This is a genomic window from Pseudomonas parafulva, from assembly GCF_000800255.1.
GTDB lineage: Bacteria > Pseudomonadota > Gammaproteobacteria > Pseudomonadales > Pseudomonadaceae > Aquipseudomonas > Aquipseudomonas boreofloridensis.
The window spans coordinates 3441801-3465338 of the sequence record NZ_CP009747.1 but is presented as its reverse complement, the minus strand read 5'-3'; the positions used below and the strand labels follow the sequence as shown (position 1 = coordinate 3465338).

At 61.0% G+C, this 23538-nt stretch carries 20 protein-coding genes, 1 other RNA gene and 2 pseudogenes; 10 read left to right on the top strand and 13 right to left on the bottom strand.

Features of this window, described 5'->3' with window-relative positions; all coding sequences use genetic code 11:
* Positions 1-10 precede the first annotated feature (10 nt).
* The gene (locus tag NJ69_RS15035) at positions 11-1456 is read right to left on the bottom strand and encodes an ATP-binding protein (protein WP_039580365.1); all 1446 of its coding nucleotides are present in this window, start codon (positions 1454-1456) and stop codon (positions 11-13) included.
* Between the two features lie 88 nt (positions 1457-1544).
* Positions 1545-3146, bottom strand: a complete 1602-nt coding sequence (locus tag NJ69_RS15030; RefSeq protein WP_039580364.1) for a DNA cytosine methyltransferase — start codon at positions 3144-3146, stop codon at positions 1545-1547.
* Positions 3147-3175: 29 nt separating this feature from the next.
* On the opposite strand from NJ69_RS15030, the gene NJ69_RS15025 reads away from it, so the two are divergent.
* Positions 3176-3589 (top strand): very short patch repair endonuclease, encoded by a 414-nt coding sequence (locus NJ69_RS15025; RefSeq protein WP_039580361.1) that lies wholly within the window; start codon positions 3176-3178, stop codon positions 3587-3589.
* A 41-nt stretch (positions 3590-3630) separates the two neighbouring features.
* Here the strand turns inward: NJ69_RS15025 and NJ69_RS15020 are convergent, their stop codons facing one another.
* From NJ69_RS15020 to NJ69_RS14995, 6 genes and pseudogenes are all read right to left on the bottom strand, one after another.
* A complete protein-coding gene (locus NJ69_RS15020) occupies positions 3631-4677 on the bottom strand; it encodes a hypothetical protein (RefSeq protein WP_245219455.1) in 1047 nt (348 codons plus the stop codon).
* Positions 4646-5005 carry a hypothetical protein gene (locus tag NJ69_RS15015; RefSeq protein ID WP_245219453.1) on the bottom strand — a complete coding sequence of 120 codons (360 nt, stop codon included), beginning with the start codon at positions 5003-5005 and terminating at the stop codon, positions 4646-4648. Before NJ69_RS15015 ends, NJ69_RS15020 begins: the two co-directional genes overlap by 32 nt.
* Positions 5002-5982, bottom strand: coding sequence for an integrase domain-containing protein (locus NJ69_RS15010; RefSeq protein ID WP_039583270.1), 981 nt, complete (start codon positions 5980-5982; stop codon positions 5002-5004). The genes NJ69_RS15015 and NJ69_RS15010 overlap by 4 nt, the downstream gene beginning before the upstream one ends.
* A pseudogene (locus NJ69_RS23065) lies at positions 5960-6310 on the bottom strand (hypothetical protein). The gene NJ69_RS15010 and the pseudogene NJ69_RS23065 overlap by 23 nt, the downstream one beginning before the upstream one ends.
* Positions 6294-7694: a YfjI family protein gene (locus tag NJ69_RS15000; protein ID WP_039580358.1), complete on the bottom strand. Its 1401-nt coding sequence runs from the start codon at positions 7692-7694 to the stop codon at positions 6294-6296. The pseudogene NJ69_RS23065 and the gene NJ69_RS15000 overlap by 17 nt, the downstream one beginning before the upstream one ends.
* 152 nt (positions 7695-7846) lie before the next feature.
* Positions 7847-9012 (bottom strand): annotated as a pseudogene (locus tag NJ69_RS14995) (IS256 family transposase).
* A gap of 594 nt (positions 9013-9606) precedes the next feature.
* Here NJ69_RS14995 and NJ69_RS14990 point away from each other — a divergent pair.
* Complete coding sequence (locus NJ69_RS14990; RefSeq protein WP_039580357.1) at positions 9607-9855, top strand: hypothetical protein; 249 nt, start codon at positions 9607-9609, stop codon at positions 9853-9855.
* Between the two features lie 51 nt (positions 9856-9906).
* Here the strand turns inward: NJ69_RS14990 and ssrA are convergent.
* Both ssrA and NJ69_RS14985 read right to left on the bottom strand, forming a co-directional pair.
* Positions 9907-10298: a transfer-messenger RNA gene (gene ssrA / locus NJ69_RS22445) on the bottom strand.
* Positions 10299-10403: 105 nt separating this feature from the next.
* On the bottom strand, positions 10404-10682 hold the full coding sequence (locus NJ69_RS14985; protein ID WP_039580355.1) for a hypothetical protein: 279 nt from the start codon (positions 10680-10682) through the stop codon (positions 10404-10406).
* A gap of 355 nt (positions 10683-11037) precedes the next feature.
* On the opposite strand from NJ69_RS14985, the gene NJ69_RS14980 reads away from it, so the two are divergent.
* Genes NJ69_RS14980 through NJ69_RS14970 form a run of 3 tightly spaced genes read left to right on the top strand, consistent with a single transcriptional unit; the run spans position 11038 to position 13639 of the window.
* On the top strand, positions 11038-12474 hold the full coding sequence (locus NJ69_RS14980) for a cytochrome ubiquinol oxidase subunit I (protein WP_029612703.1): 1437 nt from the start codon (positions 11038-11040) through the stop codon (positions 12472-12474).
* A gap of 3 nt (positions 12475-12477) precedes the next feature.
* The gene (gene cydB / locus NJ69_RS14975) at positions 12478-13485 is read left to right on the top strand and encodes a cytochrome d ubiquinol oxidase subunit II (RefSeq protein ID WP_039580353.1); all 1008 of its coding nucleotides are present in this window, start codon (positions 12478-12480) and stop codon (positions 13483-13485) included.
* Positions 13486-13498: 13 nt separating this feature from the next.
* Positions 13499-13639, top strand: coding sequence for a DUF2474 domain-containing protein (locus NJ69_RS14970; protein WP_037028932.1), 141 nt, complete (start codon positions 13499-13501; stop codon positions 13637-13639).
* 365 nt (positions 13640-14004) lie between these two features.
* Here the strand turns inward: NJ69_RS14970 and NJ69_RS14965 are convergent, their stop codons facing one another.
* Both NJ69_RS14965 and NJ69_RS14960 read right to left on the bottom strand, forming a co-directional pair.
* The gene (locus NJ69_RS14965; protein WP_039580348.1) at positions 14005-15129 is read right to left on the bottom strand and encodes a methyltransferase; all 1125 of its coding nucleotides are present in this window, start codon (positions 15127-15129) and stop codon (positions 14005-14007) included.
* Positions 15130-15218: 89 nt separating this feature from the next.
* Positions 15219-15932 carry an autoinducer binding domain-containing protein gene (locus NJ69_RS14960; protein WP_039580344.1) on the bottom strand — a complete coding sequence of 238 codons (714 nt, stop codon included), beginning with the start codon at positions 15930-15932 and terminating at the stop codon, positions 15219-15221.
* 197 nt (positions 15933-16129) lie between these two features.
* Here NJ69_RS14960 and NJ69_RS14955 point away from each other — a divergent pair, with 197 nt between their 5' ends.
* On the top strand, positions 16130-16906 hold the full coding sequence (locus NJ69_RS14955) for a ferredoxin--NADP reductase (RefSeq protein ID WP_039580342.1): 777 nt from the start codon (positions 16130-16132) through the stop codon (positions 16904-16906).
* 67 nt (positions 16907-16973) lie between these two features.
* On the opposite strand, the gene mscL is transcribed toward NJ69_RS14955, so the two are convergent.
* Complete coding sequence (mscL, locus tag NJ69_RS14950; protein WP_039580340.1) at positions 16974-17393, bottom strand: large-conductance mechanosensitive channel protein MscL; 420 nt, start codon at positions 17391-17393, stop codon at positions 16974-16976.
* A gap of 175 nt (positions 17394-17568) precedes the next feature.
* Here mscL and radA point away from each other — a divergent pair, with 175 nt between their 5' ends.
* From radA to NJ69_RS14930, 4 genes are all read left to right on the top strand, one after another.
* Positions 17569-18936 (top strand): DNA repair protein RadA, encoded by a 1368-nt coding sequence (gene radA / locus NJ69_RS14945; protein WP_029614776.1) that lies wholly within the window; start codon positions 17569-17571, stop codon positions 18934-18936.
* A 72-nt stretch (positions 18937-19008) separates the two neighbouring features.
* On the top strand, positions 19009-19512 hold the full coding sequence (locus NJ69_RS14940; RefSeq protein WP_029614777.1) for an RNA polymerase sigma factor: 504 nt from the start codon (positions 19009-19011) through the stop codon (positions 19510-19512).
* 68 nt (positions 19513-19580) lie between these two features.
* Positions 19581-20558, top strand: coding sequence for a FecR family protein (locus NJ69_RS14935; RefSeq protein WP_039580337.1), 978 nt, complete (start codon positions 19581-19583; stop codon positions 20556-20558).
* Positions 20559-20872: 314 nt separating this feature from the next.
* Positions 20873-23536 carry a TonB-dependent receptor gene (locus NJ69_RS14930; protein WP_209435538.1) on the top strand — a complete coding sequence of 888 codons (2664 nt, stop codon included), beginning with the start codon at positions 20873-20875 and terminating at the stop codon, positions 23534-23536.
* Positions 23537-23538 lie beyond the last annotated feature (2 nt).

Here is a 23538-nt window from a genome sequence, read left to right as displayed (position 1 = left end):
CTACGACTCCTTATAAATTGTCAGGCAGAGCATCTACCAAGTAAGGGAAGGCATGAAAGGGTTCTGTCGCTCGGAGTTGTTCCTTGGCGGAGGAGGCTGAGTATCCCTTCCTCTCGACCATGCCGCGGTACATGACCATCAGAATCTCACTGACCTCGCTGGATGGTGCCTTCTCGAACCCCGTACACGGGGTATCCTTGTTTTCTGCCGTATCAATCCATATCCGCTGGACAGGAACGGTTTCTTCGATAACTCGCAGCATTGCCTTGATCTGGGGGAGCAATGTTCCTGCTTCATCCAGAACGTCTCTTACTGCAGGGTGGTCGCTATCTATTCTGTATCGCATTCCACTGGCGAGCCGTTCGACCTTCCATGCTTCAGCAACCTGCTTGTTGCCAAGCAATGTTGGTCGTCCTCTATGGGCAAAAGCTCGTCTGGCGCGGGCACGGGTCGCTTCGGCTAAGCTGGTCAACCAGTCTCTAAGATAGATGGGGGGCCGTGCTGTGGACTTCCTGATATCGATTTTCCAGTCGGCATCTGCAGAGTTCGGGATATCAATCCGGATTCTGGCCAGGCGATGGGCTTCGTCCTTTGTCCAAGATCTACCGGTTCCCAGCCCAAGCCAGCTGCCTGCTACCAGAAGGCGTTCGTTGCGATAAACGTAGAATCCCTGTTGCGCTGTCCAGCCATCAGGGCCGCCCAAGCGCTCGAAGTCTTCAGGCGAAAGCATGTCCTTGTGCGGTAGAACATGACATTCGGCCTCGATACCTCTGATGGATGGATGTTTGAATACGGGAGGGTTGTATGGCTTTCCCGGATGGTCCGTCATAAAGGGATCCCACGGCCTTACGGGCTGACCATTGAGCAGAACTCTGAGGCGGGGCCTGCTTCCTTCAAGGTATCGGTGAAAGACCATTCCGAGATGCTGCTCCACCTTGTCGGCAAGGTTAAGAAAGTCCTGAACCGTACTTCCTGGCGTAATAATTCTGTCTAGTTCCTCCCACAGCACCATTGTTCCTTTGCCTGCATCAGAAAGAGGCGCCAGACATTTCTCCGAGCCTTGGTGGGGGCCCTCTAGAAGGTGCCAGCCGCCATCATGGCTATTGGCTAGGTAGTCGAGGTCCCAGCGTAGAGACTGCATGTTGTCGGTGCCGATTGTCGCTACAGTCAGCCTGCGACACTGTGAGAAGGAGGCGGTCTTGAGTCCAAGGCCAAAACGACCAAGATCAGACTTTGATCGCTCCTCTAGCGGGTTTCGCTCGCCCAGTCTCATGGCAAGATCAAGCCCGGCTGCTGACATTCCAGTGCCGTTGTCTAGGCAGGTAATTCGGCTCTCTGTCTCTGCCCAGATTAGTTCGACTCTGACTTCCGACGCACCTGCCGCTACACTGTTGTCGATAATGTCGGCCAGTGCTGTCTGTGTGTTGTAGCCAAGCCCACGCAGTGCCTCGACCATTGCGCTGGCCTTTGGAGGGGCATTTCGACTCTTGAATGACGGTGGCAAGTGAACTCTCCCTGTCGAGCATGTAGTGCCTGGATTGACTCTATCTCGTGTCTTTTCCGTTTCTGATAATGCGCGCTACAACATCTGCAATCTGTCGAGCCAGAAGCGGTGGAACTGCGTTGCCCACTTGATGGAATTGCTGCGTTCTGTTTCCGAGAAAGAAATAGTTGTCAGGGAAAGTTTGCAGTCGGGCGGCCTCGCGGACAGTCAGGCTTCTGCATTGTCTGGGATCATAATGAATAAAGTAGTGACCGTCCTTGGCGATATGGCTGGTTATCGTCGTGGAGGGAATGCCCGATCTCTGTACCCGGAAGCGGTCGCTGAACTTTCCGGTCTTCCAGTTTTTATGGTCTGGTTCGAGTCCTGGCAGGTTGAAGTCATGGTGGCCTTTGGGCGAGTCCTCGTATGTCTCGGCAAAAGCGGTAGCATAAACGTATCTACGCAGATCGGAGCTCATGTGCCCTCGTGCTTCATGATTGAGCCAATACTTGAGCCGAGGATCCTGCAGCCAGCCATCGAGGTGGGTGCCTGTCACGCCATTCCATGCACTCTTTTTGAGAACACGTAATCCTCCCGAGTTCAGGTCTCTACCATCGTAGCTGCTGGCGAGAATACCGAGTTTTGTGGCTAGACCTAGTCTTTCAGGCATATCGGGTACCTGTAGAAGGCACTCCTGGTTCAGCTCCCTCAGATGCTCACGCACGGTATCTGCCCAGACATCAGGAGAGTCCTTTACTTTGGTAAGAGTGCTTCGCAAGGGCGGTAGGCAGCCGATGACCTTGTCTATTGATGGTCCTTGGACTGATGATAGCTTGTGATCTCCAAGAGCGTTTAGATACTCCTCGGAAACACCGAGAAGTATCACTCGATGCCTGGACTGAGGAACGCCGTAGTTCTCGGCCCGAATGATGTAGTTGCTTGGTTCGATGCTGTCCGGGTCAGCTCCGCTTTCGTAGATGTCGTCGGCTACCAGCGAACAGATCCTGTACTTTGGCCCGTTTTCGCTTTCTCCCAATGCTGCGTCCGGGTCAGCGAGGTCTCGCAGGATCTGTGGAAACATCTGCTCGCCAGCTACTTTCGATGAAAGAATCCCTTTCACGTTCTCCATCACGAAGACTGCGGGTCTTTTCTTTTGAATGATCCTCAGGTATTCACGATAGAGAAAGTGTCGATGATCGTCCTCTGCTCGATAGTCCAGTTTTCCGCGATTTCTTGCACGCCCGACGATTGAGTAGGCCTGGCATGGTGGGCCGCCGATCAAAACCCATGGTTTGGTTTCGTCGAGGCGATGTTCCAGCATTCTGTCGAGCCGGATGTTGCCTTCTTCTGTGCCCAGCTCCAGCAGCTGCGCCTCGTTGTCAGCATGCTTCCAGGCCTCAAGACTTCTGTTTGTGTAGGGCTCCGCTACATCTGCTGTTTCGCAAAAGTTGTAATAATCCTCTAGGGCCTCGGGTTGTTGGTTTTTCAGCAGCCTGTAGAAAGCCCGGAGTCGCAGAGTGGAGCGAGCCGAGATCTCCATCTCGGCTGAGACCTTGATCTCGAAGGTCTCAGCATTGTTGCTGGAGTGAGAGGAAAAGCCTTCTCCGAGACCTCCTGGGCCTGCAAAGAGATCCACGACCTGGATGGGATAGCTACGACTCATGAAACCACGCTGTTTTGAGGAAGTACTAAATGGATGTCGTCGACCGCGCCACAAGATCCCGCATGATGGCTGGCATCAAAGGGAAGGGCACCAAGCCGGAAATGACAGTCAGGCGCTTTCTGCACGCCCATGGCTACCGGTTCCGACTTTATCGCAAAGACCTGCCGGGAAAACCGGATATTATACTGTCTAGACTCAGGGTCTGTATTTTTGTACATGGGTGTTTTTGGCATCGCCATGCTGGATGTAAATATGCTGTCTTGCCCAAGACACGAGTCGATTTCTGGGCGGCCAAGCTTCAATCCAATGTTGAAAGAGACTTGACGGTAATGCAGAGGTTGGAGAGTGATGGATGGAACGTTCTGGTCTTGTGGGAGTGCGAGCTCAGACATCCTGAGACCGCCCTGCTTGCGTTGCTTGAGCGCCTGAGGGATCTTGAGTAGTGCGGCAGATTGCCAGTGAGCATCCCTGCGATCTGATGCGTTCACAAGGCTTCGTCGAGGGCGGTTAGAATGCTTAAAGCCCACGGGTGGCATTCCCATCCACCTGGCCCGCTTCTCTTCAGGTAGTGGCTTAGGGAGCCCGTAAGTAGTTTGTTGATATCCGCGATAGGGTATCCAAGTACCAATTCAGCGTGGGCAGCTCGGTCCCCCGGGTTGTCTGCAAAGTATCTCAATAGGTCCAATGCGATGGTTCCGAGTTTTGCCGTGCGCTCTAAAAGCGTGTTCTCCCCAAGTGAGGAAGTGCGACCTTGTGGCGGTAGAAGAAGCTCTTCGACCCATACTGATTCGCTCAGAGATTCGGCGAGGCCCGAAATCACTGCGCCACGTTCTATGGTGCGGTAGGTACCTATAGTTTCTTGGGTGGATTCGGCCTGTGTTCTCAGGACTTGGTCATCTACTTCTGGTTTTTGCGCCTCATCTGCTGGTATCCAATCCCAGTCCAGTGTTTTCTCATCTTTGATGGATATGGCTGTATCGATCTCAGGCTCTGTATTTTCAGCAGATGGATTTGTATTCGTAGGGGGGAGCGGGGTGCTGGATCTTTCGCTGAAAAGCAGCTGCATCTGTATCAGCTTGCTCAGGCGTTCTGAGTCGTGCTTTTCGCGCAGGAAATCTACTAGCAAGTCGCGCGCTTCATTCTCTAGGCCAACAGATACCAGCGAGGAAGATGCGCGTATAACGCCATGAGGCAGATTTTCCCGGAAGCAGGCACGAAGTAGTTCTGCACACTCATCGATGTGAGTTGGGAGTGACTCTGGTAGTACGCGCGTGACAAGCTCCACCCAGTCGTCAAGCTTCGTACTCACATGGTAGAGGGCCGCATCGTGTTCGCTTTCGATATGGATACAGCCGTCTTCTACTGGCCAGAGCAATTTTCTGTAGGTGACGGCAGGCCGCCCCCCATCCATTCTGAGGGGGCGCATGATGCGGTCAATTTCCTGTCCGCGTGACATCACCCTTATCGCTACTTCCATATCCCTATCGCCTAAACGGAAACTAACAGCACTCGATGTCGTAATGCTGGCCATATGCAGTATCATGCCTAGAAACGACGCTGCTTCCAAGGGCTCTATTCGAGCGTTGGATCAGCATTTCTCGGTGATTCCCTAATCGTTTCCAGATCAATAGGGTGGTGAGGCGATAGTAATACCGGGTGGCGTAGGAATGGTCTTTCAGGTGTTGAGTGAGAAACCAGCGCACATGCTTGAGTTGCCAGGTCCAGGGATTGTCTCGTTGCCATCGCTGTTGAATGGCCGCTTGCATGGCTCGGGCTTGCCGTAGGTGTCGTTGCTGCGTGAACTTCGAACCGGTCAGTGCGCCGCTCAGGAACAGCGCCATATCGAACGGCTTGCTCATGCTCGACCTCCAATGTAGGCCGAAACCACATCGATCCGGTTATGCCCGAGTTCAACGCTGATCTGTTGCCGCGCCTGTTGATCAAGGTCGCGGTCAATGCGGCAGCAGTGGCCACCATTGACCGGTGCGGCGTGGCCAGTGAGCTGTTCGTAACGCTCGCAGGCGTAGGCCGCTCGCAGTTCATGAAAACCCTTCAGCCCGTGTTCATGCAGCGTTTCGCGGGCGGGGAGCACGGTCTGTTGCAGGAACACGGCGTAGCTTTCGTCTCGGGCCAGCAAGTTGCGGCTGCCGTTTGGAGACGCATGGCGAGCCAACTGCAGCGCCGTCTTCACCTCTTCATTCGCCACAACCCATCGTGGTGCTGAAGCCCCTGAGCGGCCGCCTTTGGTGCCGTCCTGGATGTTGATGCGACCGTAGTGCTCGGCTTCGCGGTGGAGACGTGGCAGATCAGCGTGGATCGCTTCGCGCAGGCGCATACCCGTTGCTCGGGCCAACAGGATAATCGCGGCCACCCGCTGGTGTTGTTGTTGGCCAAGCGCTTCGAGTACTCGCCGCACCTGTTGATGGTCTTGGCCATCCGGCGCGCGGGTGCGTACGCTCGAGCGCTGCTGTCCTAACGTTTGACTCGGGCTGGCGATTCTCACGTCCTGATCACCGCGCAGCGCGGTGAGGGTGCGGTTAACGCTGCTCAGGCGGTTCTGCGCAGTAGCGATGCACAGTTCACCTTGATGAATCTGCTGACGCAGATAAGCGGCATAGTCCTGCAGCGTCTGTCGGTCGATCTGGGGCGCATCGTTGTAACCGGGGCCGTCCTCTGACCGACACCAACGCACGAACGCTTGCCAGCGATCGCTATGCGCTTTGACCGTGGCGAAGTGGCCGCCGGCAAACAGATCGTTTAGCGCTTGTGGGCCGGCGTAGCTCAGCTGGCGGCCATAGCCAAAGTTGCGACCATCACGCCGACCGACCAGTGCCATCGTCATCACCGTTTTCGTTTGTTTGCAGAAAGAGCTGCAGGGCTTTCCAGTGGGGGCTGAGCCTGTCCACCTGCTGCCAGTGTGTCGGGCGGATCAGGAGGGCGTTCTCCTAGTGTTCCAGCAGTGCCCCTTCCTCACGCAGTCGCTCGATCAGCAGGGCGATGTTGGCGGGGTCAAGTGGTGGGGCGGCGACAGTGGCGACAACCCGCGTCATTCCTGGCCTTGCGCGTGGCGACAAGGTGGCGACAGAAGTGGCGACACGCCGTGTTTCTGGTTGCGATTGATGTTGCGCCTAGTAGCAGCGTACCGCGTCATTGAGGCGAAACATGGCGGACCTCGAAAGTTTTGGCATCGCGACTGTTCAACCAGTTCTGCGTGATTAGCTCGACGAGCAGTGTGGCGGTGTGATGGCTACTCTTGCGGGCAAAGCGAGGGCCGTTGCGATTGAGGTCGCGGATGGTAAATTGGGTCCAGCCTTTTTGCGTCAGCCAGCGCAGCAGTCGATCCGCTTCCTCACGTAAAGTGTTGATTGGCTCTTGTTCGGTCAAGCGTTGGATCTCCGCTAGGTAGTAATCCATCAGTGTTGAGGCGCGTTGAATGTGGGCCTCACTCACTACATTCGCATCTTCAATTACCGCGAGCACACCTGCTATGCGCAGCACATTGGCCGCTGCTTTTCCTGCGACGGATTGGACTCCTGCCAGTTCACCGAACTCGCCAGACTGGCATTCGATGGTGTCGTGAATATCAATCCAGGCAGTGCGAGCGCTGGGCGTCAGTTCCAGCCTGGCGGGGTTAAGTGAACTGTCTTTGTGCAGCGACAGTGGCTTATCCAGTAGGGCGGTAATGCGCGTTTGGTAGCGCTGAACCTTGGCATCTCGCGTCAGGTCGACTGCCTTGTACAAGCGCTGACCGACCAGACGTTCGGGCCAGCTGATCAGGCAGCGGCCCAGGATGTCTTGGCCTTTGATCACCGGGTCTTTGAGTAGCTGGTTGGCCAGGTAGGGTTGCAGCATCAGGTGCAGGCTGAGGCGGCGGTCATAGGCACTCAAGCTTTCTCCGGCCATGGAGCGCGCCCGGTCGATGGGGCTGCCATCCCACAGTGTCGACAAGGTGGTGATCGCCTTGAGCAGGTTCTCTTTGCTCATGGTGCTGCTGCCCAATAACTGGCCACCCTCATCATTGAACAAGCCCATGCTGGGCAAGCCATGGCACAGACTTTTGACTAGGGCCTCAATGGTCGGCTCGGCAATGATCAGTCTCGGCGGGACCGGCTCGGTCAGCTCACCGCCTTCCGCCTCCGCGTGTTTCTTTGAGGTTTTGGGTTTGGCCATGATGCTGGTAGCGGCGCGATAGGCTTTGAGCTTTTCCGCATACAGGGTCCATTGCTGTCGTTCCCAGTCGCGCGCGGCCTTCAGTGCCAGGTGATCCACCGCGCTTTTGCAATCACCCGAGGACGCCACCGTCAGTAGGTAGAGGGACAGCGGATAGGTTCGGCCGTCCAGTTGGACATTGGCATGGCCCTGGCTCACCAAGGCAGCGCTGGCCAGCACCGATTGCGCGGCCATGGCGCAGGGCACGCCGATTACCTCGGCCAGACGTTCGACCGCAGGGCCCAACAGATCCCCGAGTGCTTCGACTGGGTAGGGCAGTGGCGCTTGCTGGTATTCCAGCAAGGGTTGTAGGGGCTCGAACGCTTCGCACAGTTGCATCGCCATTCTCCTGAGATGATCGACTTCGTCCTCACTCATCCCGCCACGGTTGTTGAGTGTTATCAGGGGTTAAGGCCCCTGCGACCTGTGAGGGTGATCGTGTCCCAGGAAGTGGTGTAACTCATCATGGCTCTGGCCACTGAGTTTGCTGTTTAGTTGATCACGGCCGACAGCTTGGCCTGTGGATTATCGCTGACGGATTCAAAGGCCTCCAACTGCATCTATCGCCGTTGCAGGCACCATTCGTCGTTCTGCTCCAGCAGCATCGCCCCTACCAGCCTTGTGATCGCAGGATCGTTGGGGAAGATGCCCACGACGTCGGTGCGGCGCTTGAACTCTGCGTTGAGCCGCTCCAGTGGATTGGTGCTATGCAATTGCTGTCGATGCGCTTTGGGTAACGCCATGTGCGCCAGCACTTCGTCCTCGCACCCGTCCATGAGTGTCGCGATCTTGGGGTACTTTTCGCGCAGTTAGTATGCAACCAAGCGCCACTGTTGGTGGCATTCAGCGCGGCTATCCTGAGCGAAAACCGTGCACAGAAGCGCCGCTACCATGGTGCGCTGGCCGTTGCCGACATGGGTCATGGCGTTGCGCATGTAATGCACTCGGCAGCGCTGCCAAGTTGCGTTGAAGACCTTCTAAACCGCAGACTTCAAACCTTCGTGAGCATCGGAGATGACCAACTTCACGCCACGCAGGCCGCGCCGCATAAGGCTTTGCAGGAAGTCCGTCCAGAACGGCTCGGCCTCCGACGGCCCAACCCGCATGCCCAGGACTTCACGGCCACGGCAATTATTAAGGCGGCCGAGACGATGCGTCCGGCCTCCCGCACCTTGACGTACGTGGCGTCGATCTACAGGTAAGGCCAGTCGCCTTCCAGAGGGCGATCAAGGAAGGCGTGGACACGTTCATCGATCTCGCCGGCCAGCCGTGACACCTGGCTCTTGGAAATGCCGGTCATGCCCATGGCCTTGACCAGCTGCGTTGAAACACCTTGGATGTAGGCTTCCTGGATCACCGCGGCCATGACCTTTTCGGCAGTATGACGAGGCTCAAGAAAGCCGGGGAAATAGCTGCCCTGACGCAGTTTCGGGATCTTGAGATCGATATCGCCAGCGCGGGTTTGCCAGAGGCGATCCCGGTAGCCGTTGCGGCTGTTGATCCGGTCAGGGCTTTTAACGTCGAAGCCGGCGCCGCACAGGCTTTCGACATCGAATTCCATCATGCGTTGGGCAACGAACTGGATCATTTGCTTGAGCAGATCAGCGTCTGCTCCTTTCTCAACCAACTCGGTCAGTGCGATAGTGGGCTTGGTCATCGTGGTTTTCCTGGTGAGTGTTAGGTCTTCGCAAACTCAACGTTAGCCAAGAACCACGATGACCACTCTCTTTCGCCCACAGGGCGCCTTCGGTTGGTTCAGTTACACCAATTCTCGGGACACGATCGTAGGTGTGATTACAAACTACCCACTTTAAGGAAATTTCCTTCCCCACGAGCGGTTGCGAACAAGTCCGCCTCAAGGCTACATTCCCCAAGTCGCAGCAAAATCTGCGACCAGGTGTAGGAACCTGCTGGTAAACTTGGCGCTCGCACAAGGCGCCCCATCCCATCGGCTGGCGCCTTTTTTGCGTCTGCTGTGATGTCATGGCGGCTGTGTGTGGGCAGGCTTCGGCCTGGCCGGGTTCCAAGTTTCCCGGTATTCCTACCCCACGCACAGCTGCCACCCAATCCCGTAGGAAGGATCGTGGTAGCTCCAACCTCAAACTTGGAGTCTCATGCATGCTAATTCGCATTCTGAGCAGGATCCCCGCATCCGCTCTCCGCCGGCCAACCCCTGTGGCCACGCCATTCCCAGCTTTCTACCCGATCAATAGCCAAGCCCTCGCCGACTGCGCCAAGCAGGAGGTGTCCCATGACTGACCGTGAGCATTTGTCTACCCTCCAAAGCTACGTCTGGACGCTCGAGCTATTTGGCGAGGCGCTGGTCCAGCATGACGAGGTGCTGGAGTGTGAGCACAACCCGCAACTGAGCGTCCGCAACACCGCGGGCATTCATCAGGCGATCCGAATCATCAGCCGGCTGGCCAGCGAGCAGTTCGCCAAGCTGGAGGCGATGACGGAGGAGGGGAAAGGTGATGGCGTGCTGCCGTTGAGGCACTGAATCCCGCGCACAAAAAAAGACGCCCAAAGGCGTCTTCTTCTGTTTCGGATTTGGTGGAGCCGGGGGGATTTGAACCCCCGTCCGCCAGTACTCCGCTGTCGGTACTACATGCTTAGCCATCTCAACTGAGTTAATCCGCAGCCGCCCGAGTGGCAGGGTGCTTTGGACGAGTTGGGTAAGTTTTAGTCGCTTTGCCCCCAACGTGCTACACGACGATCCTGTTCTGTATGACAATCACTTCGGGTTTACAGGCATCCCCTGGTGATTGCTGGAGCCGAAGCTACCAGGAGAGCGGGCTCAGCTGCTTACGCAGCGAGAGCGTAGCCCTCGTAGTTTTCGTCATTGGCAACTATAGAAAGTTGCAACAGTGGATTTACGAGTTCTGTTACCAACTCGGCATGCACCTAGAGTTTCGCGACCGGCGTCGAATCCTAATCGGCCCCACACTCAGCTCTAGCTGACGTATCTCGCGACACGTGCCGCGCAGTATACGCCTTTACAGGGGCGGCGTCGACAGCGGGTGCCGCCGCCCTTTCCACAGCCCCGAATCAGGCGCCGCTGCTGCCTTTTTCAGTCTTGTTCAGACGCTCCAGCACCTTGTTGGTGATGGTGATGCATTCCTTGTTGTCGCCCTTGGCCTGGGCGGCCTTGGCTTCGTCGATGTGCTTGTTGAGGGCATCGACCAGGCCTTCGGAGGTGGCGCCGGTGGTGGCCATTTCGTCGTTGATCTTCTGCAGGTTGATCGCACACAGGTCATCGGCAGCGAACACCGGCGAGGCCAGCAGGGTGGCAGCCGCGAATACGGCGGAAAGCGCAGTACCTTTCATGGGTGTCTCCTCGTGAAGGCCGCGGGAAAGTGGGCCTGAAAAGTGGACTGTGGCCTTTGGCCAAGGGTTCCATTGGCGTTGCCGGAGGTTTGCGCACGAAATGTTGCGAAGGTAAAGAGGGTGAGGCAACCGGTCACGCGGCAAACAACCACACAGGCTGTGCTGGCGTTCGGGTCTATGCTTGGCTTCAGTCGTTGATCTGGATCAATCGTTCCAGATGCAACGATTCGGCCGACCGGCCAGGTTCCCTGCGATCGAACAGAACAATCCGACAACAGCGCACTCGATCATCTGTAGGGGCAGTGAGCGTGTGGGTCACGAGCCCGAACGCCTGATTACCTGAAGAGGAAGCATCATGTTCGGTTTGGAAGCCTTGGAGCTCGCCCGAATCCAGTTTGCGTTTACCGTCTCCTTCCACATTCTGTTCCCAGCCATCACCATTGGTCTGGCGAGCTATCTTGCGGTGCTCGAAGGCCTCTGGCTGAAGACCGACAACCGCGTCTACCGTGACCTCTACCAGTTCTGGTCGAAGATCTTCGCCGTCAACTTCGGCATGGGCGTGGTCTCCGGGCTGGTCATGGCCTATCAGTTCGGCACCAACTGGAGTGGGTTCTCCGACTTCGCCGGGTCGATCACGGGTCCGCTGCTCACTTACGAAGTGCTCACCGCCTTCTTCCTGGAAGCGGGGTTCCTGGGCGTCATGCTGTTCGGCTGGAACCGCGTGGGCCGGGGGCTGCACTTCTTCGCCACGGTGATGGTGGCGATCGGCACGCTGGTGTCGACCTTCTGGATCCTCGCCTCCAACAGTTGGATGCAGACGCCGCAGGGCCACGAGATCATCGACGGTCGCGTGGTGCCGATGGACTGGTTCCTGGTCATCTTCAACCCGTCGTTCCCCTACCGCCTGATGCACATGGCCACGGCCGCGTTCGTGGCCACGGCGTTCTTCGTCGGTGCGTCGGCGGCCTGGCACCTGCTGCGCGGGCGGGACAACCCGGCGGTGCGCAAGATGCTGTCGATGGCCATGTGGATGGCGTTGATCGTCGCGCCCATTCAGGCGGTGATCGGCGACTTCCATGGCCTGAACACGCTCAAGCACCAGCCGGTGAAGATCGCCGCCATCGAAGGGCACTGGGAGAACACGCCGGGCGAGCCGACGCCGCTGATCCTGTTCGGGCTGCCGGACATGCAGGCCGAGACCACCCGGTTCAAGATCGAGATTCCGGCACTGGGCAGCTTGATCCTGACCCACAGCCTGGACCAGCAAGTGCCGGCCATGAAGGAATTCGCGCCTGAGGACCGGCCCAATTCGACCATCGTGTTCTGGTCGTTCCGGGTCATGGTCGGGCTGGGCATGCTGATGATCCTGGTCGGTCTGTGGAGCCTGTGGCTGCGCAAGCGCGGCACCTTGTACAGCTCGCGGCCGTTCCTGTACCTGACGCTGTGGATGGGGCCGTCCGGGCTGATTGCCATTCTGGCTGGCTGGTTCACCACGGAGGTGGGGCGCCAGCCGTGGGTGGTGTACGGGCTGATGCGTACTGCCGATGGGGTGTCCAACCACAGTACCCTGCAACTTGGCTTCACCTTGGTGATGTTCGTGGTGGTGTACTTCGCGCTGTTCGGCACCGGCCTGGGCTACATGATGCGCCTGGTGCGCAAGGGCCCGGCCAGCGGCGAGGGCGACAGTCAGCCGCCGGGTGGTCCGGGGCAGCAACGCACGCCGGCGCGGCCGTTGTCCGCCGCCGATGATCGCGGTACGCCGCAGCACGCCAGCCTGAACGAGGGGAACTGAGCCATGGGTATCGATCTGCCACTGATGTGGGCCGTGATCATCATCTTCGGGGTGATGATGTACGTGGTCATGGATGGTTTCGACCTGGGTATCGGCATGCTCTTCCCCTTCGTCAAGGGCGAGCGTGACCGCGATGTGATGATGAACACCGTCGCCCCGGTCTGGGACGGCAACGAGACTTGGCTGGTGCTGGGCGGCGCGGGGTTGTTCGGGGCGTTTCCGCTGGCCTATTCGGTGGTGCTGGAGGCGCTGTACCTGCCGTTGATGCTGATGCTGGTGGGGTTGATCTTCCGGGGCGTGGCCTTCGAGTTCCGCTTCAAGGCCACCGACGACAAGCGTCACCTGTGGGACAAGGCGTTCATCGGCGGCTCGCTGGTGGCGACGTTCTTCCAGGGCGTGGCGCTGGGCGCCTTCATCGAAGGCTTCAAGGTGGTCGATCGGCACTATGCCGGTGGCACGCTGGACTGGCTGACGCCGTTCAGCCTGTTCAGTGGGCTGGGGTTGATCGTGGCCTACACGCTGCTGGGCTGCACTTGGCTGATCATGAAGACCGAAGGCCCGCTGCAGAAGCAGATGCACGACCTGGCCCGGCCGTTGGCGCTGGTGCTGCTGGTGGTGATCGGCATCGTCAGCCTGTGGACGCCGCTGGCCTACGGGCAGATCGCCGGGCGCTGGTTCAGCATGCCCAACCTGATCTGGTTCATGCCGGTGCCTGTGCTGGTGCTGGTGACCTTCTACGGCTTGCTCAAGGCGGTGGCGCGGCATGCCAACTACCTGCCGTTCCTGCTGACGCTGGTGCTGATCTTCCTGGGCTACAGCGGGCTGGGCATCAGCCTGTGGCCGAACATCATTCCGCCGTCGATATCCATCTGGGAGGCCGCTGCGCCACCGCAGAGCCAAGGCTTCATGCTGGTGGGCACGCTGTTCATCCTGCCGCTGATCCTGGGGTACACCTTCTGGAGCTACTACGTGTTCCGCGGCAAGGTGCGCCACGATGACGGGTATCACTGAGGAGGGCAGGGCGATGACGGTCGAAGAGAAGAAGCCACTCTGGCAGCGCCTGGGCTGGTTGGTGCTGATCTGGGCACTGAGCGTCGCGGCGCTGGGCGTGGTGGCCTATGGCATGCGCCTGTTCATGAATGCGGCGGGTTTGACCACCCATTGAGCGGGGACGCGCCAGTGTTCGCTTGAGATCGCCGGGGCCGCTTTGCGGCCCTTTTCGCGACGCAAGGCCGCTCCCACGCAGCCGGCGCCATGTCAGACAGATTGGGAGATCATCGAGCGCAAGGGGCTAAGGGCGCGACTGTCTTGCTCAATTTCAGGTATCTCCCAAACGCAGCCGGCGCGGTGTCAGACAGATTGGGAGATCATCGAGCGCTAGAGGCTAAGGTCGCAACTGTACTGCTCAATTTCGGGCAGCTCACCGGCCCTTGTGGGAGCGGCCTTGCGTCGCGATGGACCGCGCAGCGGTCCCAGGTTTTCAGCTTCGCCGCACCCATCGCCGGGGCCACCTCCACACATGTCCAGGCATTACTTGCGCGCTTTGAGCACCACGAACTTGGGCGTCGCGGCCACTTGTTCAACGCCGCGGAACAGCCGCGCCAGTTTGCTGTGATAACCCAGGTGGCGGTTGCCGACGATGTACAGGGCGCCGCCCACCACCAGCGCTTCGCGCGCTTGCTGGAACATGCGCCAGGCGAGGAAATCGCCGACTACCTGCTGCTGGTGGAACGGTGGGTTGCACAGCACCACGTCCAGCGATTGCTTGTCCTGCCCCGCCAGCCCGTCGTCCGCACGGATATCCGCCAGCCGTTCGCCCAATGCCGCCTGCCAGTTCTCCCGCGCCGACTGCACGGCCATGTACGACTCATCCACCAAGGTGTGCTGCGCTTGCGGGTTGAGCAGCGCGCTGGCGATGCCCAGCACGCCGTTGCCGCACCCCAGGTCGGCGATACGTGCCTGGCCCAAGTCGCGCGGCAGGTGGGGCAGGAAGGCGCGGGTGCCGATGTCCAGGCCTTCGCGGCAGAACACGTTGGCGTGGTTGAGCAGCTCCAGCGCCGGGCTGTCCAGACGGTAGCGCGTGGGATAGGGCGACACGGCCTGTGGGCGTTCGGCGAACGTGGCGGTCAGCAGACGCGCTTTCTTCTGCGCCAGCGACGCCTGCACCGGGCCGATGTAGCGCTCCAGCAAATCGCCCGCCGCGCGCGGCAGGTGCTTGATCATGGCGCCGGCGATCACTTCGGCGCCCGGCGCCAGATGGCCCTGCAAGCGAATCAACTGCTCTTCTAGCAAGGCCAGGGTCTTCGGCACGCGCACCAGCACGCGGTCGAACGGCCCCTGCCAAGCGGCGCTGGCGGGCACGAACGGCACGCAGTCGAAGGGCTTGCCGTTGCGCGCCAGGTTCTTATCCAGTGCCAGGTGAGCCAGGTGCGAGTCACCGCTGCTGATCACCTGCACTTGCCCAGCCAGGCTCGCGGCCAGGGCGCCGAAACTGTCGTTGAGAATCAGCACCCGGGCGTCGGCGGCGGGCGCCTGGGTGGCCAGGTGCGAGAGCAGGTATTCGTCGGCGGCGTCGAAGGCCTGTAGCGGGTCGTTGTTCTGCTCCGGCTGGCGGATCAGGTCGAGTTCGGCGAAGGGGCTGGTGAGCAGAGGCATGGGAAACGGGCTCGAAACGGCTGCGCGCGCAGAGGTCGTCTGCGTGCTGGAAAACGCTCGATTCTACAGGCTTTGCCAGGCAGCGGCAGTCACTTCCAGATCAAACCGCGAGCCGCGGCGACTGCAACGGCAGCGGTCTTGTTGGTGACGCCGAGTTTGGTGATGACGCTGCGGATATGGAAGTTCACGGTGCTGGGGGAGAGGGAGAGGATGCAGGCGATGTCTGAAGCGGTCTTGCCGTCGGCTGTCCATTTGGTGACTTCGAGTTCGCGCTCTGTCAGCTCATGGGACGGGCTTTCCGCTCGGCGGTGGTGCTCGCAGATCAGCTCATGCAGCACATTGTGCAACCACAAAAGCTGTGCGCTTTTGCTGAGCAGTTCGTGGGCGGAGATGCGGCGCTGACTGCGTGCCACGCTCAATTGGCTCTCGTGGTTGTAGCGGTCGTAGAGCGACTGCGTCCAGCCATGACGCAGGCCATGGGTGCACGCGGCCTCACGAAAATCGGGCACCTCGTCGTACAGCTCATCCTCCCACAGCACCGGAACGGCGCTGATGCGGCTGCGGTTGATGGCCGGGTCCTGGAGGATGAAATCGCGGTCGGCGCGAAAGCGCTCGTTCCACGCTTCGGGAAAATTGTTGTATAGGATGGTCTGCGGGTGACGTGCCGGAATGTGCAGGTGCAACACCAGCCCGAGGTACATCATGCCCATCTCTTGCGCCAGCAAGATGGCCTGGTCGAACATTCTTTCGGGGTGCCGCTCCCCGAGCAGGGTCTGCAGCTTTTCTTGCTTCCAGTGCGGCATGACGCTGCTCCAGTTGGATCCAGGATTGGACTCACCCACTTGAGTGTAGAAAAAGCTGTAAAAACCGCTGGGAATTTTTGGCTATAGCGACGAAGTGCAGGGTAATTTCTTGCTCTTAAGCTATACGCCTACAGCCGCGCGGTGTTTCTTCGCGGCGGTTTGCGAGACACTGGGCGCAATCATTCCAGGAGCCCCCCATGACCGCCAGCGCCGACAAATACACCTCTCAGACCTTGCTCGATGTGCAGCCACTGACGCCGAACCTGTTCAGTCTGCGGGTCACACGCGATCCGGGCTTTCGTTTCCGCTCGGGCCAGTTCGCGCGTCTGGGGGTGACCAGGGCCGATGGCAGCGTGGTGTGGCGTGCGTACTCGATGGTCAGCGCTCCGCACGACGAGTTCCTCGATTTCTTCTCGATCGTAGTGCCAGACGGCGAGTTCACCAGCGAGCTGAGCCGCTTGCAGAAGGGCGACAGCCTGCTGATCGAGCGCCAGGCCTACGGCTACCTGACCCTGGACCGCTTCGTCGACGGCCGCGACCTGTGGCTGCTGGCCACCGGCACCGGCATCGCGCCGTTCGTATCGATCCTTCAGGACTTCGAGGCCTGGGAGCGCTTCGACACAATCAAACTGGTGTATTCAGTGCGCGAAGCCAAGGAGCTGGCCTACCTGGACCTGATCGCGGGCCTCGAGCAGCGTGAATACCTGACCGAGTTCGCCGGCAAGCTGCAGTTCATCCCGGTGGTCACCCGCGAATCCCACCCCGGCGCGCTGAACGCGCGCATCACCACGCTGATCGAAACCGGCGAGCTGGAGCGCGCCGCGGGCCTGGAGCTGTCGCCCGAGCACTCGCGCATCATGCTCTGCGGCAATCCGGAGATGATCGACGAGACCCGCAAAGTCCTCAAAGCCCGCGACCTGCAACTGAGCCTCAGCAAACGCCCCGGCCAAGTCGCGGTCGAGACGTATTGGTGAGGGAGCGGCAAGTTGCAAGCGGCAAGCTGCAAGTAGGAGCGGTGCCGTGCGCGCTCCCGCTTGCCGCTTACAGCTTGCCGTTGCCGTTGCCGTTCTTGAGGAGGTCGCGGATTTCGGTGAGCAGGGTTTCCTGCGGGGTCGGGGCCGGGGGCACGCTGGGGGCCTTGGCTTCTTCGCGCTTGAGGCGGTTGATCGCTTTGACGCCCATGAAGATGGCGAAGGCGACGATGATGAAGTCGATCACCGTCTGGATGAATTTACCGTAGGCCAGCACCACCGCCGGCACATCGCCTTGGGCGGCTTTGAGGGTGATTGCCAGGTCGCTGAAGTCTACGCCGCCGATCAGCAGGCCCAGCGGCGGCATGATCACATCGCCCACGAACGACGAGACGATCTTGCCGAAGGCCGCGCCGATGATGATACCCACCGCCATATCGACGACATTTCCCTTGACCGCGAAGGCCTTGAATTCGTTGAGCACGCCCATGTGTTCTTCCTTTGTAACAAGTGATGAGTAAACGCAGTGTAAGCCACGGAATCGATTCTTGTACTGCGTGGGGTACAGACTGCCATCAGCCTGAATAGTTTTGTCGCTGGCCGTCGCCGCCGAGGCACGCGCGCGTTCGGCTATCATGGCGGTCTTTGCCCAGGAGACTGACCCGATGGCCAAGGCCAAGCGCTTGTATGGCTGCACCGAGTGCGGCGCGACCTTTCCCAAATGGGCCGGCCAGTGCGGCGAGTGCGGCGCCTGGAATACCCTGGTCGAAACCATGATCGAGAGCGGCGCTGCAGCGGCCCCGGCCGGGCGCGCCGGCTGGACCGGGCAGCAGGCGCAGATCAAGACCCTGGCCGAAGTCAGCGTCGAGGAAATCCCGCGTTTCACCACCAGCAGCACGGAACTGGACCGCGTGCTCGGCGGCGGCCTGGTCGACGGCTCGGTGGTGCTGATCGGCGGTGATCCGGGCATCGGCAAATCCACCATCCTGTTGCAAACCCTGTGCAACATCGCCACGCACATGCCGGCGCTGTACGTCACCGGCGAGGAGTCGCAGCAACAGGTGGCCATGCGCTCGCGGCGCCTGGGGCTGCCCCAGGACCAGCTCAAGGTGATGACCGAGACCTGCATCGAAACCATCATCGCCACCGCTCGCCAGGAAAAACCGCGGGTGATGGTCATCGACTCGATCCAGACCATCTTCACCGAGCAACTGCAATCGGCGCCCGGCGGCGTGGCCCAGGTGCGCGAGAGCACGGCGCTGCTGGTGCGCTACGCCAAGCAGAGCGGCACGGCGATCTTCCTGGTCGGCCACGTCACCAAGGAAGGCTCGCTGGCCGGGCCGCGCGTGCTCGAGCACATGGTCGATACCGTGCTGTATTTCGAAGGCGAATCGGACGGCCGCCTGCGTTTGCTGCGGGCGGTGAAGAACCGCTTCGGCGCGGTCAACGAACTGGGTGTGTTCGGCATGACCGACCGTGGCCTGAAGGAAGTCTCCAACCCCTCGGCGATCTTCCTCAACCGGACCCAGGAGGAAGTGCCCGGCAGCGTGGTGATGGCGACTTGGGAGGGCACCCGACCGATGCTGGTGGAGGTGCAGGCGCTGGTCGACGACAGCCACTTGGCCAACCCGCGCCGGGTCACCCTGGGCCTGGACCAGAACCGCCTGGCCATGTTGCTGGCGGTGCTGCACCGCCACGGCGGCATTCCCACCCACGACCAGGACGTGTTCCTCAACGTGGTCGGTGGGGTCAAGGTGCTGGAGACCGCCTCGGACCTGGCGCTGCTGGCAGCGGTGATGTCCAGCCTGCGCAACCGCCCGCTGGCCCACGGCTTGCTGGTGTTCGGTGAAATCGGTCTGTCCGGCGAGGTGCGCCCGGTGCCCAGCGGCCAGGAGCGTCTCAAGGAAGCGGCCAAACACGGCTTCAAGCGCGCCATCGTGCCCAAGGGCAATGCGCCCAAGGAAGCGCCGGCTGGACTGCAGGTGATCGCAGTGACGCGACTGGAGCAGGCGCTGGACGCGTTGTTCGAGTGATCGACTCACTTGCAACTGATTCTCAGTAGCGAGTAGCATTCCGCCACCTTGCGAGCACCAGCGGGAGTGCGTGTGGCGGAGTCCGACCTCAAGCGCTTGTTCATCAAGCATGCGAAAACCTTGCAGGGCCTGCTCACGCGCAAGGTGCGCGATCCGCAGTTGGCCGCTGACCTGGTGCAGGAGAGTTTCCTGCGCCTGGCCGAGCAGCAGCGTCAGGAGCCCTTGGATAATCCGCCTGGCTACCTGTACCGCACCGCGCACAACCTGATGATCGACCACGTGCGCCAGCAGCAGCGACGCAAGACAGACCTGGTGCCCCACGAGGCCCTCGAAGGCATCGTCGAGGACCGTCCGGGGTTGGACGAGCAGGTCGCTCGCGAGCAGCACTTGCGGCGCTTGCTGGCGATTGTCCAGGCGCTGCCCGAGCGCACTGGGCAGGTCTTTCGCCTGAATCGCCTGGAGGGCATGACCCACGCCGAGGTCGCCCGTCACCTGGGCATTTCCGACAGTTCCGTGCAGAAGCATCTGGCCAAGGCGTTGGCCTATGTGATGCAGTGCCTGCACGAGGATGGCTGACCAACGGTTTACTGAAAAACGCCCCTTCAGACGTCAGCCCAGACATAACCAGATCGCGAGAGAACCGTGTGACTAGCCAGAACCCGCCCGAGCAAGCGATTCGCGAGCAGGCCGCCGAGTGGGCGGTGCGCGCCGCCAGCGGCGTCCTCGACCCGGCGCAGCAACGGGCGTTGGCCCAGTGGTGCGCTGCCGACCCGCAGCATGCCCAGGCCTATGCCTTCGCCCAGGCAACCTGGGCCGACCTCGGCGGATTGGCCGCGTTGACGTCCTCGCGCCCTCGTGCCGCCGCCCGTCCCCTGCGTCGCCGTTCCCGCCTGCGCCAGGCCATGACCGGCGTCGCCGCGCTGCTGGTATTGGCCTTCGGTGTCGCGCAGGCCCCGCACTGGCTGCTGCAATGGCGTGCCGACTACGTCACCGGCATGGGTGAAGTGCGCCAGGTGACGCTGCCCGATGGCAGCCAGGTCGACCTGGATGCCCGCAGCGCCATTGCCTTGGACTTCGATGACCAGCAGCGCCGTGTGCGCTTGCTGGCGGGAGAAGCGGTGTTCAGCGCCGCGCCGGTGTCGGCGCAGGAACCGCGGCCGTTCGTGGTCGAGCATGCTGGCGCCACCACCCGCGCGCTGGGTACGCGCTTCGTGGTCGGCGATGCGGGCGCAGGCGGCTGGGTCGGGATGCTCGAGCACCGGGTGGCCGTGCACCTGCTCAACTCGCCGGACCGGGGGCGCGCCGATCAAGTGGTGGAGCAGGGGCAGGCGGTGCGCTACGACCAGGCAGACGGTGTGCGTCCCTGGCCGCAGCAGGACCTGCAACGGGCCACCGACTGGGCGCGCGGTGTGCTGGTGTTCGAGCGCCAGCCGCTGGCCGATGTGGTGGCTCGGCTCAATCACTACCGCAGCGGGCAATGGCTGGTTTTGAATGAGCAATTGGCCCGGCGCGAGGTGAGCGGGGTGTTTCGCCTCGACCAATTGGCCACCGTCGGCGCGGTGTTGAGCGATGAGCTGCAGGCCCGTCGGCTCGAACTGCCCGGCCTGACCGTCATCTACTGACCCCGTCGCGCCTCGGCACCTCTATGGGCGGCCAATCGCGGCTGCCGCAGGTCGCGCGCTACTTTTGCAGGCGCGGCGACTGAGCCGACATCCCCGCGCAGCCGCTGCCATTGCTGCCTTGAGCATCTTTTTTCATTTTTCCTTACTGACTTTTCCGCCCCTGCACGTCTGATTGTTGAGATTGATTTTCATTACTAGAAAACGCCCACAACAGACGAGCCTTCGCAGTGACCACGCCACGACAACAGACCCCGCGACCTTTGAGTCGCCTCGCCCTGGCCAGCAGCCTGGCCCTGGGCACCTGCGCCTTGCCGATGGGGATCGGCCAGGTGCAGGCCGCCGCACCGGTCGAGCGCGCCGAGCGCCAACTGATCCGCTTCGACATCCCGGCCCAGGCACTCGACCGCGCGGTGCTCGCCTATGCCGAGCAATCCGGGGTGCAGGTGTTCTTCGACAGCCGCAAGCTGGCCGGGCTGAACAGCCCTGGCCTGCAGGGCTCGCACGCGATCGAGGACGGCTTGCGTCGGTTGCTGCAGGGCACGCCGGTGCGCTATCGCTTCAGCGCCCCTGGTCAAGTGGGCCTGGAGCGGATCGAGGCTGGCGAGCACAGCGTCGAGCTGGGCGCCACCCATGTGGAGTCCAGCCGTGACGGCGACTGGGTGTACATGGCGCCGCGCTCGGTCAGCGTCATCACCCGCGCGCAGATCGACCAGCGCCCGCCGCGTCACGCGGCCGACCTGCTGGAGCAGACCGCCGGCGTCTACACCGCGGTCAACCAGCGCGACCCCGGTCTGTCGGTGAACATCCGTGGCGTACAGGACTACGGCCGGGTCAACATGAACATCGACGGCATGCGCCAGAACTTCAGCGTCAACGGTCACCAGCAGCGCAATGGCGTGATGTTCATCGACCCGGAGTTCGTGCAGAACGTGGAAATCGACAAAGGCACCTCGGCCGGTATGGGCGGTGCTGGCGTGATCGGCGGCATCGCCAGTTTCAACACGGTCGAGGCCCGCGACCTGCTCGGTCCGGACAAGGAGATCGGTGGACGCCTGCGCGCCGGTCACGGCATCGGCGAGCTGGGCAACGGTACCTACTTCAACGGCAGCGCGTTGTTCGCCCTGGGCAACGAAGTGGGCGACATCCTGGTCGGCCACAGCGAGCGCCATTTTGGCGACTACCGCAGCGGCACCCAGCACGCCGGCAACCTCGGCACCCAAATGCGCGGCAAGCTGGAGGACCGCCAGGCGTGGAAGCACTGGCTCAACGGCGAAGTCGGCGCCATGGACAGCGTGACCCGCTCGCAGATCTTCAAGCTCGGCCTCAACCTGCCCGACACCCAGCGCCTGCAGTTCAGCTACTTCGAGACCGACACCGACAGCAAGGACGCCTGGACGGTCAAGGACGCCGGCAGCCATGAGTACTACTACCGCGTCACCGGCAGCAACGACATCAACGCCAGGAACGCGGCGCTGGACTACAGCCTCAACCCCAGCGACCTGGTGGATTTCAAGGCCAAGCTGTACTACGTCACCACCCGTCAGGATCGCTGGAATGCCGACAACGCCGCCTCGGCCACCAGCGGCAACCGGGTCGAAGGCTATAGCGACCGCTACCAGACCGACACCTGGGGCTTGCAGGTGCAGAACACCTCGCGCTGGCAGTTGTTCAAGGCCGACAGCTTGACCTTCAACTACGGCAGCGAAATGTTCCAGGACCGCTTCCGGCCCAGTACCGAGCGTGTGGCGGCCGCCAACGAAACCGAATCGCTGCCGTATGTCCAAGGCGCCAACCCCACCGGCAAGCGGGTCATGGCCAGCCTGTTCGGCAACCTCAGCTACGAGCACGACGACTGGCTGACCGTCGATGCGGGCCTGCGCTACGACCGCTATCGCCTCACCGGCAAGACCGGCGTGACCACTTGGCTGTACCCCGAGGGCATCACCGAGACCAACCTGCGGCGCCAGCGGACCGACCTGCTGTTCGACCAGGAGCGCGAAGAGGGCCGCTTCTCGCCGACCTTCGGCATCGCCGTCAAGCCAGGGCCGGACTGGCTGCAGCTCTACACCCGCTGGGGCCGTGGCTGGCGCCCGCCGGCGGTCACCGAGGCGTACATGAGCGGACGTCCCCACGGCGGCGGCAACGAGATGGTATACCCCAATCCGTTCCTGCAGGCCGAGCAGTCGCACAACTGGGAACTGGGGCTGAACATCTTCAAGCAATCGCTGCTGCGCGACGGTGATCGCTTCGCCGCCAAGGTCGCCTACTTCGACACGCGCATCGACCATTTCTCGTTTCTCGACACCAACGTCAGCCTGCCCGGCTCCAGTGTCTCGGGCATCGCCCTGGGCCGTTCGGCGTACCAGAACAACTTGCAAGCCACGCGTTTTCGCGGTGTGGAGTACAGCCTGGACTACGACGCTGGCGACTACTACGGCCAGCTCAGCTACACGCACATGATCGGCAGCAACGACTTCTGCTCCAACCAGTTCTACCTCGGCGGCGCCCAGCAGTTGGTCAGCGCCGGCACCGTGCTGCGTCCAGTGCGCGTCGGCAGCCGCATTCTCATGCTGCCGGTGCGGGTCTCGCGGGCCGAAGCCAACGCCACGGAAAACAACCGGGTGAGCTGTGGCGACATCATGGGCAATGCCGCCTACATGCCGGCCGACCGTGGCGCGTTGACCCTGGGCATGCGCTTTCTCGAGCGCACCCTGGATGTGGGCATGCGCCTGCGCTACAGCGAAGGCAATGGCAAGAACCTCGACACCCATGGCTACAGCCAGATCGACCAGGCCATGTGGCCCAAGTACAAGGTCTACGACCTCTATGCCAGCTACTGGATGACCCCCAGCCTGAACCTGGCGCTGTCGCTGGAGAACGCCACCGACGAAGCCTATTTCGTCGCCATGGGCGATGCCAACAACCTGTCCCTGGCCCGCGGCCGGACCTTGAGCGGCATGCTCGAATACCGATTCTGAAC

Bases quoted from the DNA above. Each gene is read 5' to 3' on its own strand.
- NJ69_RS15030 (WP_039580364.1), bottom strand. From the start codon at position 3,146: ATGAGTCGTAGCTATCCCATCCAGGTCGTGGATCTCTTTGCAGGCCCA.
- NJ69_RS15000 (WP_039580358.1), bottom strand. From the start codon at position 7,694: ATGCAACTGTGCGAAGCGTTCGAGCCCCTACAACCCTTGCTGGAATAC.
- NJ69_RS15020 (WP_245219455.1), bottom strand. From the start codon at position 4,677: ATGGCCAGCATTACGACATCGAGTGCTGTTAGTTTCCGTTTAGGCGAT.
- NJ69_RS15035 (WP_039580365.1), bottom strand. From the start codon at position 1,456: ATGGTCGAGGCACTGCGTGGGCTTGGCTACAACACACAGACAGCACTG.
- NJ69_RS15025 (WP_039580361.1), top strand. From the start codon at position 3,176: ATGGATGTCGTCGACCGCGCCACAAGATCCCGCATGATGGCTGGCATC.
- NJ69_RS15015 (WP_245219453.1), bottom strand. From the start codon at position 5,005: ATGAGCAAGCCGTTCGATATGGCGCTGTTCCTGAGCGGCGCACTGACC.
- NJ69_RS14955 (WP_039580342.1), top strand. From the start codon at position 16,130: ATGACCGCCAGCGCCGACAAATACACCTCTCAGACCTTGCTCGATGTG.
- NJ69_RS14980 (WP_029612703.1), top strand. From the start codon at position 11,038: ATGTTCGGTTTGGAAGCCTTGGAGCTCGCCCGAATCCAGTTTGCGTTT.
- NJ69_RS14985 (WP_039580355.1), bottom strand. From the start codon at position 10,682: ATGAAAGGTACTGCGCTTTCCGCCGTATTCGCGGCTGCCACCCTGCTG.
- NJ69_RS14965 (WP_039580348.1), bottom strand. From the start codon at position 15,129: ATGCCTCTGCTCACCAGCCCCTTCGCCGAACTCGACCTGATCCGCCAG.
- mscL (WP_039580340.1), bottom strand. From the start codon at position 17,393: ATGGGCGTGCTCAACGAATTCAAGGCCTTCGCGGTCAAGGGAAATGTC.
- radA (WP_029614776.1), top strand. From the start codon at position 17,569: ATGGCCAAGGCCAAGCGCTTGTATGGCTGCACCGAGTGCGGCGCGACC.
- NJ69_RS14990 (WP_039580357.1), top strand. From the start codon at position 9,607: ATGACTGACCGTGAGCATTTGTCTACCCTCCAAAGCTACGTCTGGACG.
- cydB (WP_039580353.1), top strand. From the start codon at position 12,478: ATGGGTATCGATCTGCCACTGATGTGGGCCGTGATCATCATCTTCGGG.
- NJ69_RS14960 (WP_039580344.1), bottom strand. From the start codon at position 15,932: ATGCCGCACTGGAAGCAAGAAAAGCTGCAGACCCTGCTCGGGGAGCGG.
- NJ69_RS15010 (WP_039583270.1), bottom strand. From the start codon at position 5,982: ATGGCACTGGTCGGTCGGCGTGATGGTCGCAACTTTGGCTATGGCCGC.
- NJ69_RS14970 (WP_037028932.1), top strand. From the start codon at position 13,499: ATGACGGTCGAAGAGAAGAAGCCACTCTGGCAGCGCCTGGGCTGGTTG.
- NJ69_RS14930 (WP_209435538.1), top strand. From the start codon at position 20,873: ATGGGGATCGGCCAGGTGCAGGCCGCCGCACCGGTCGAGCGCGCCGAG.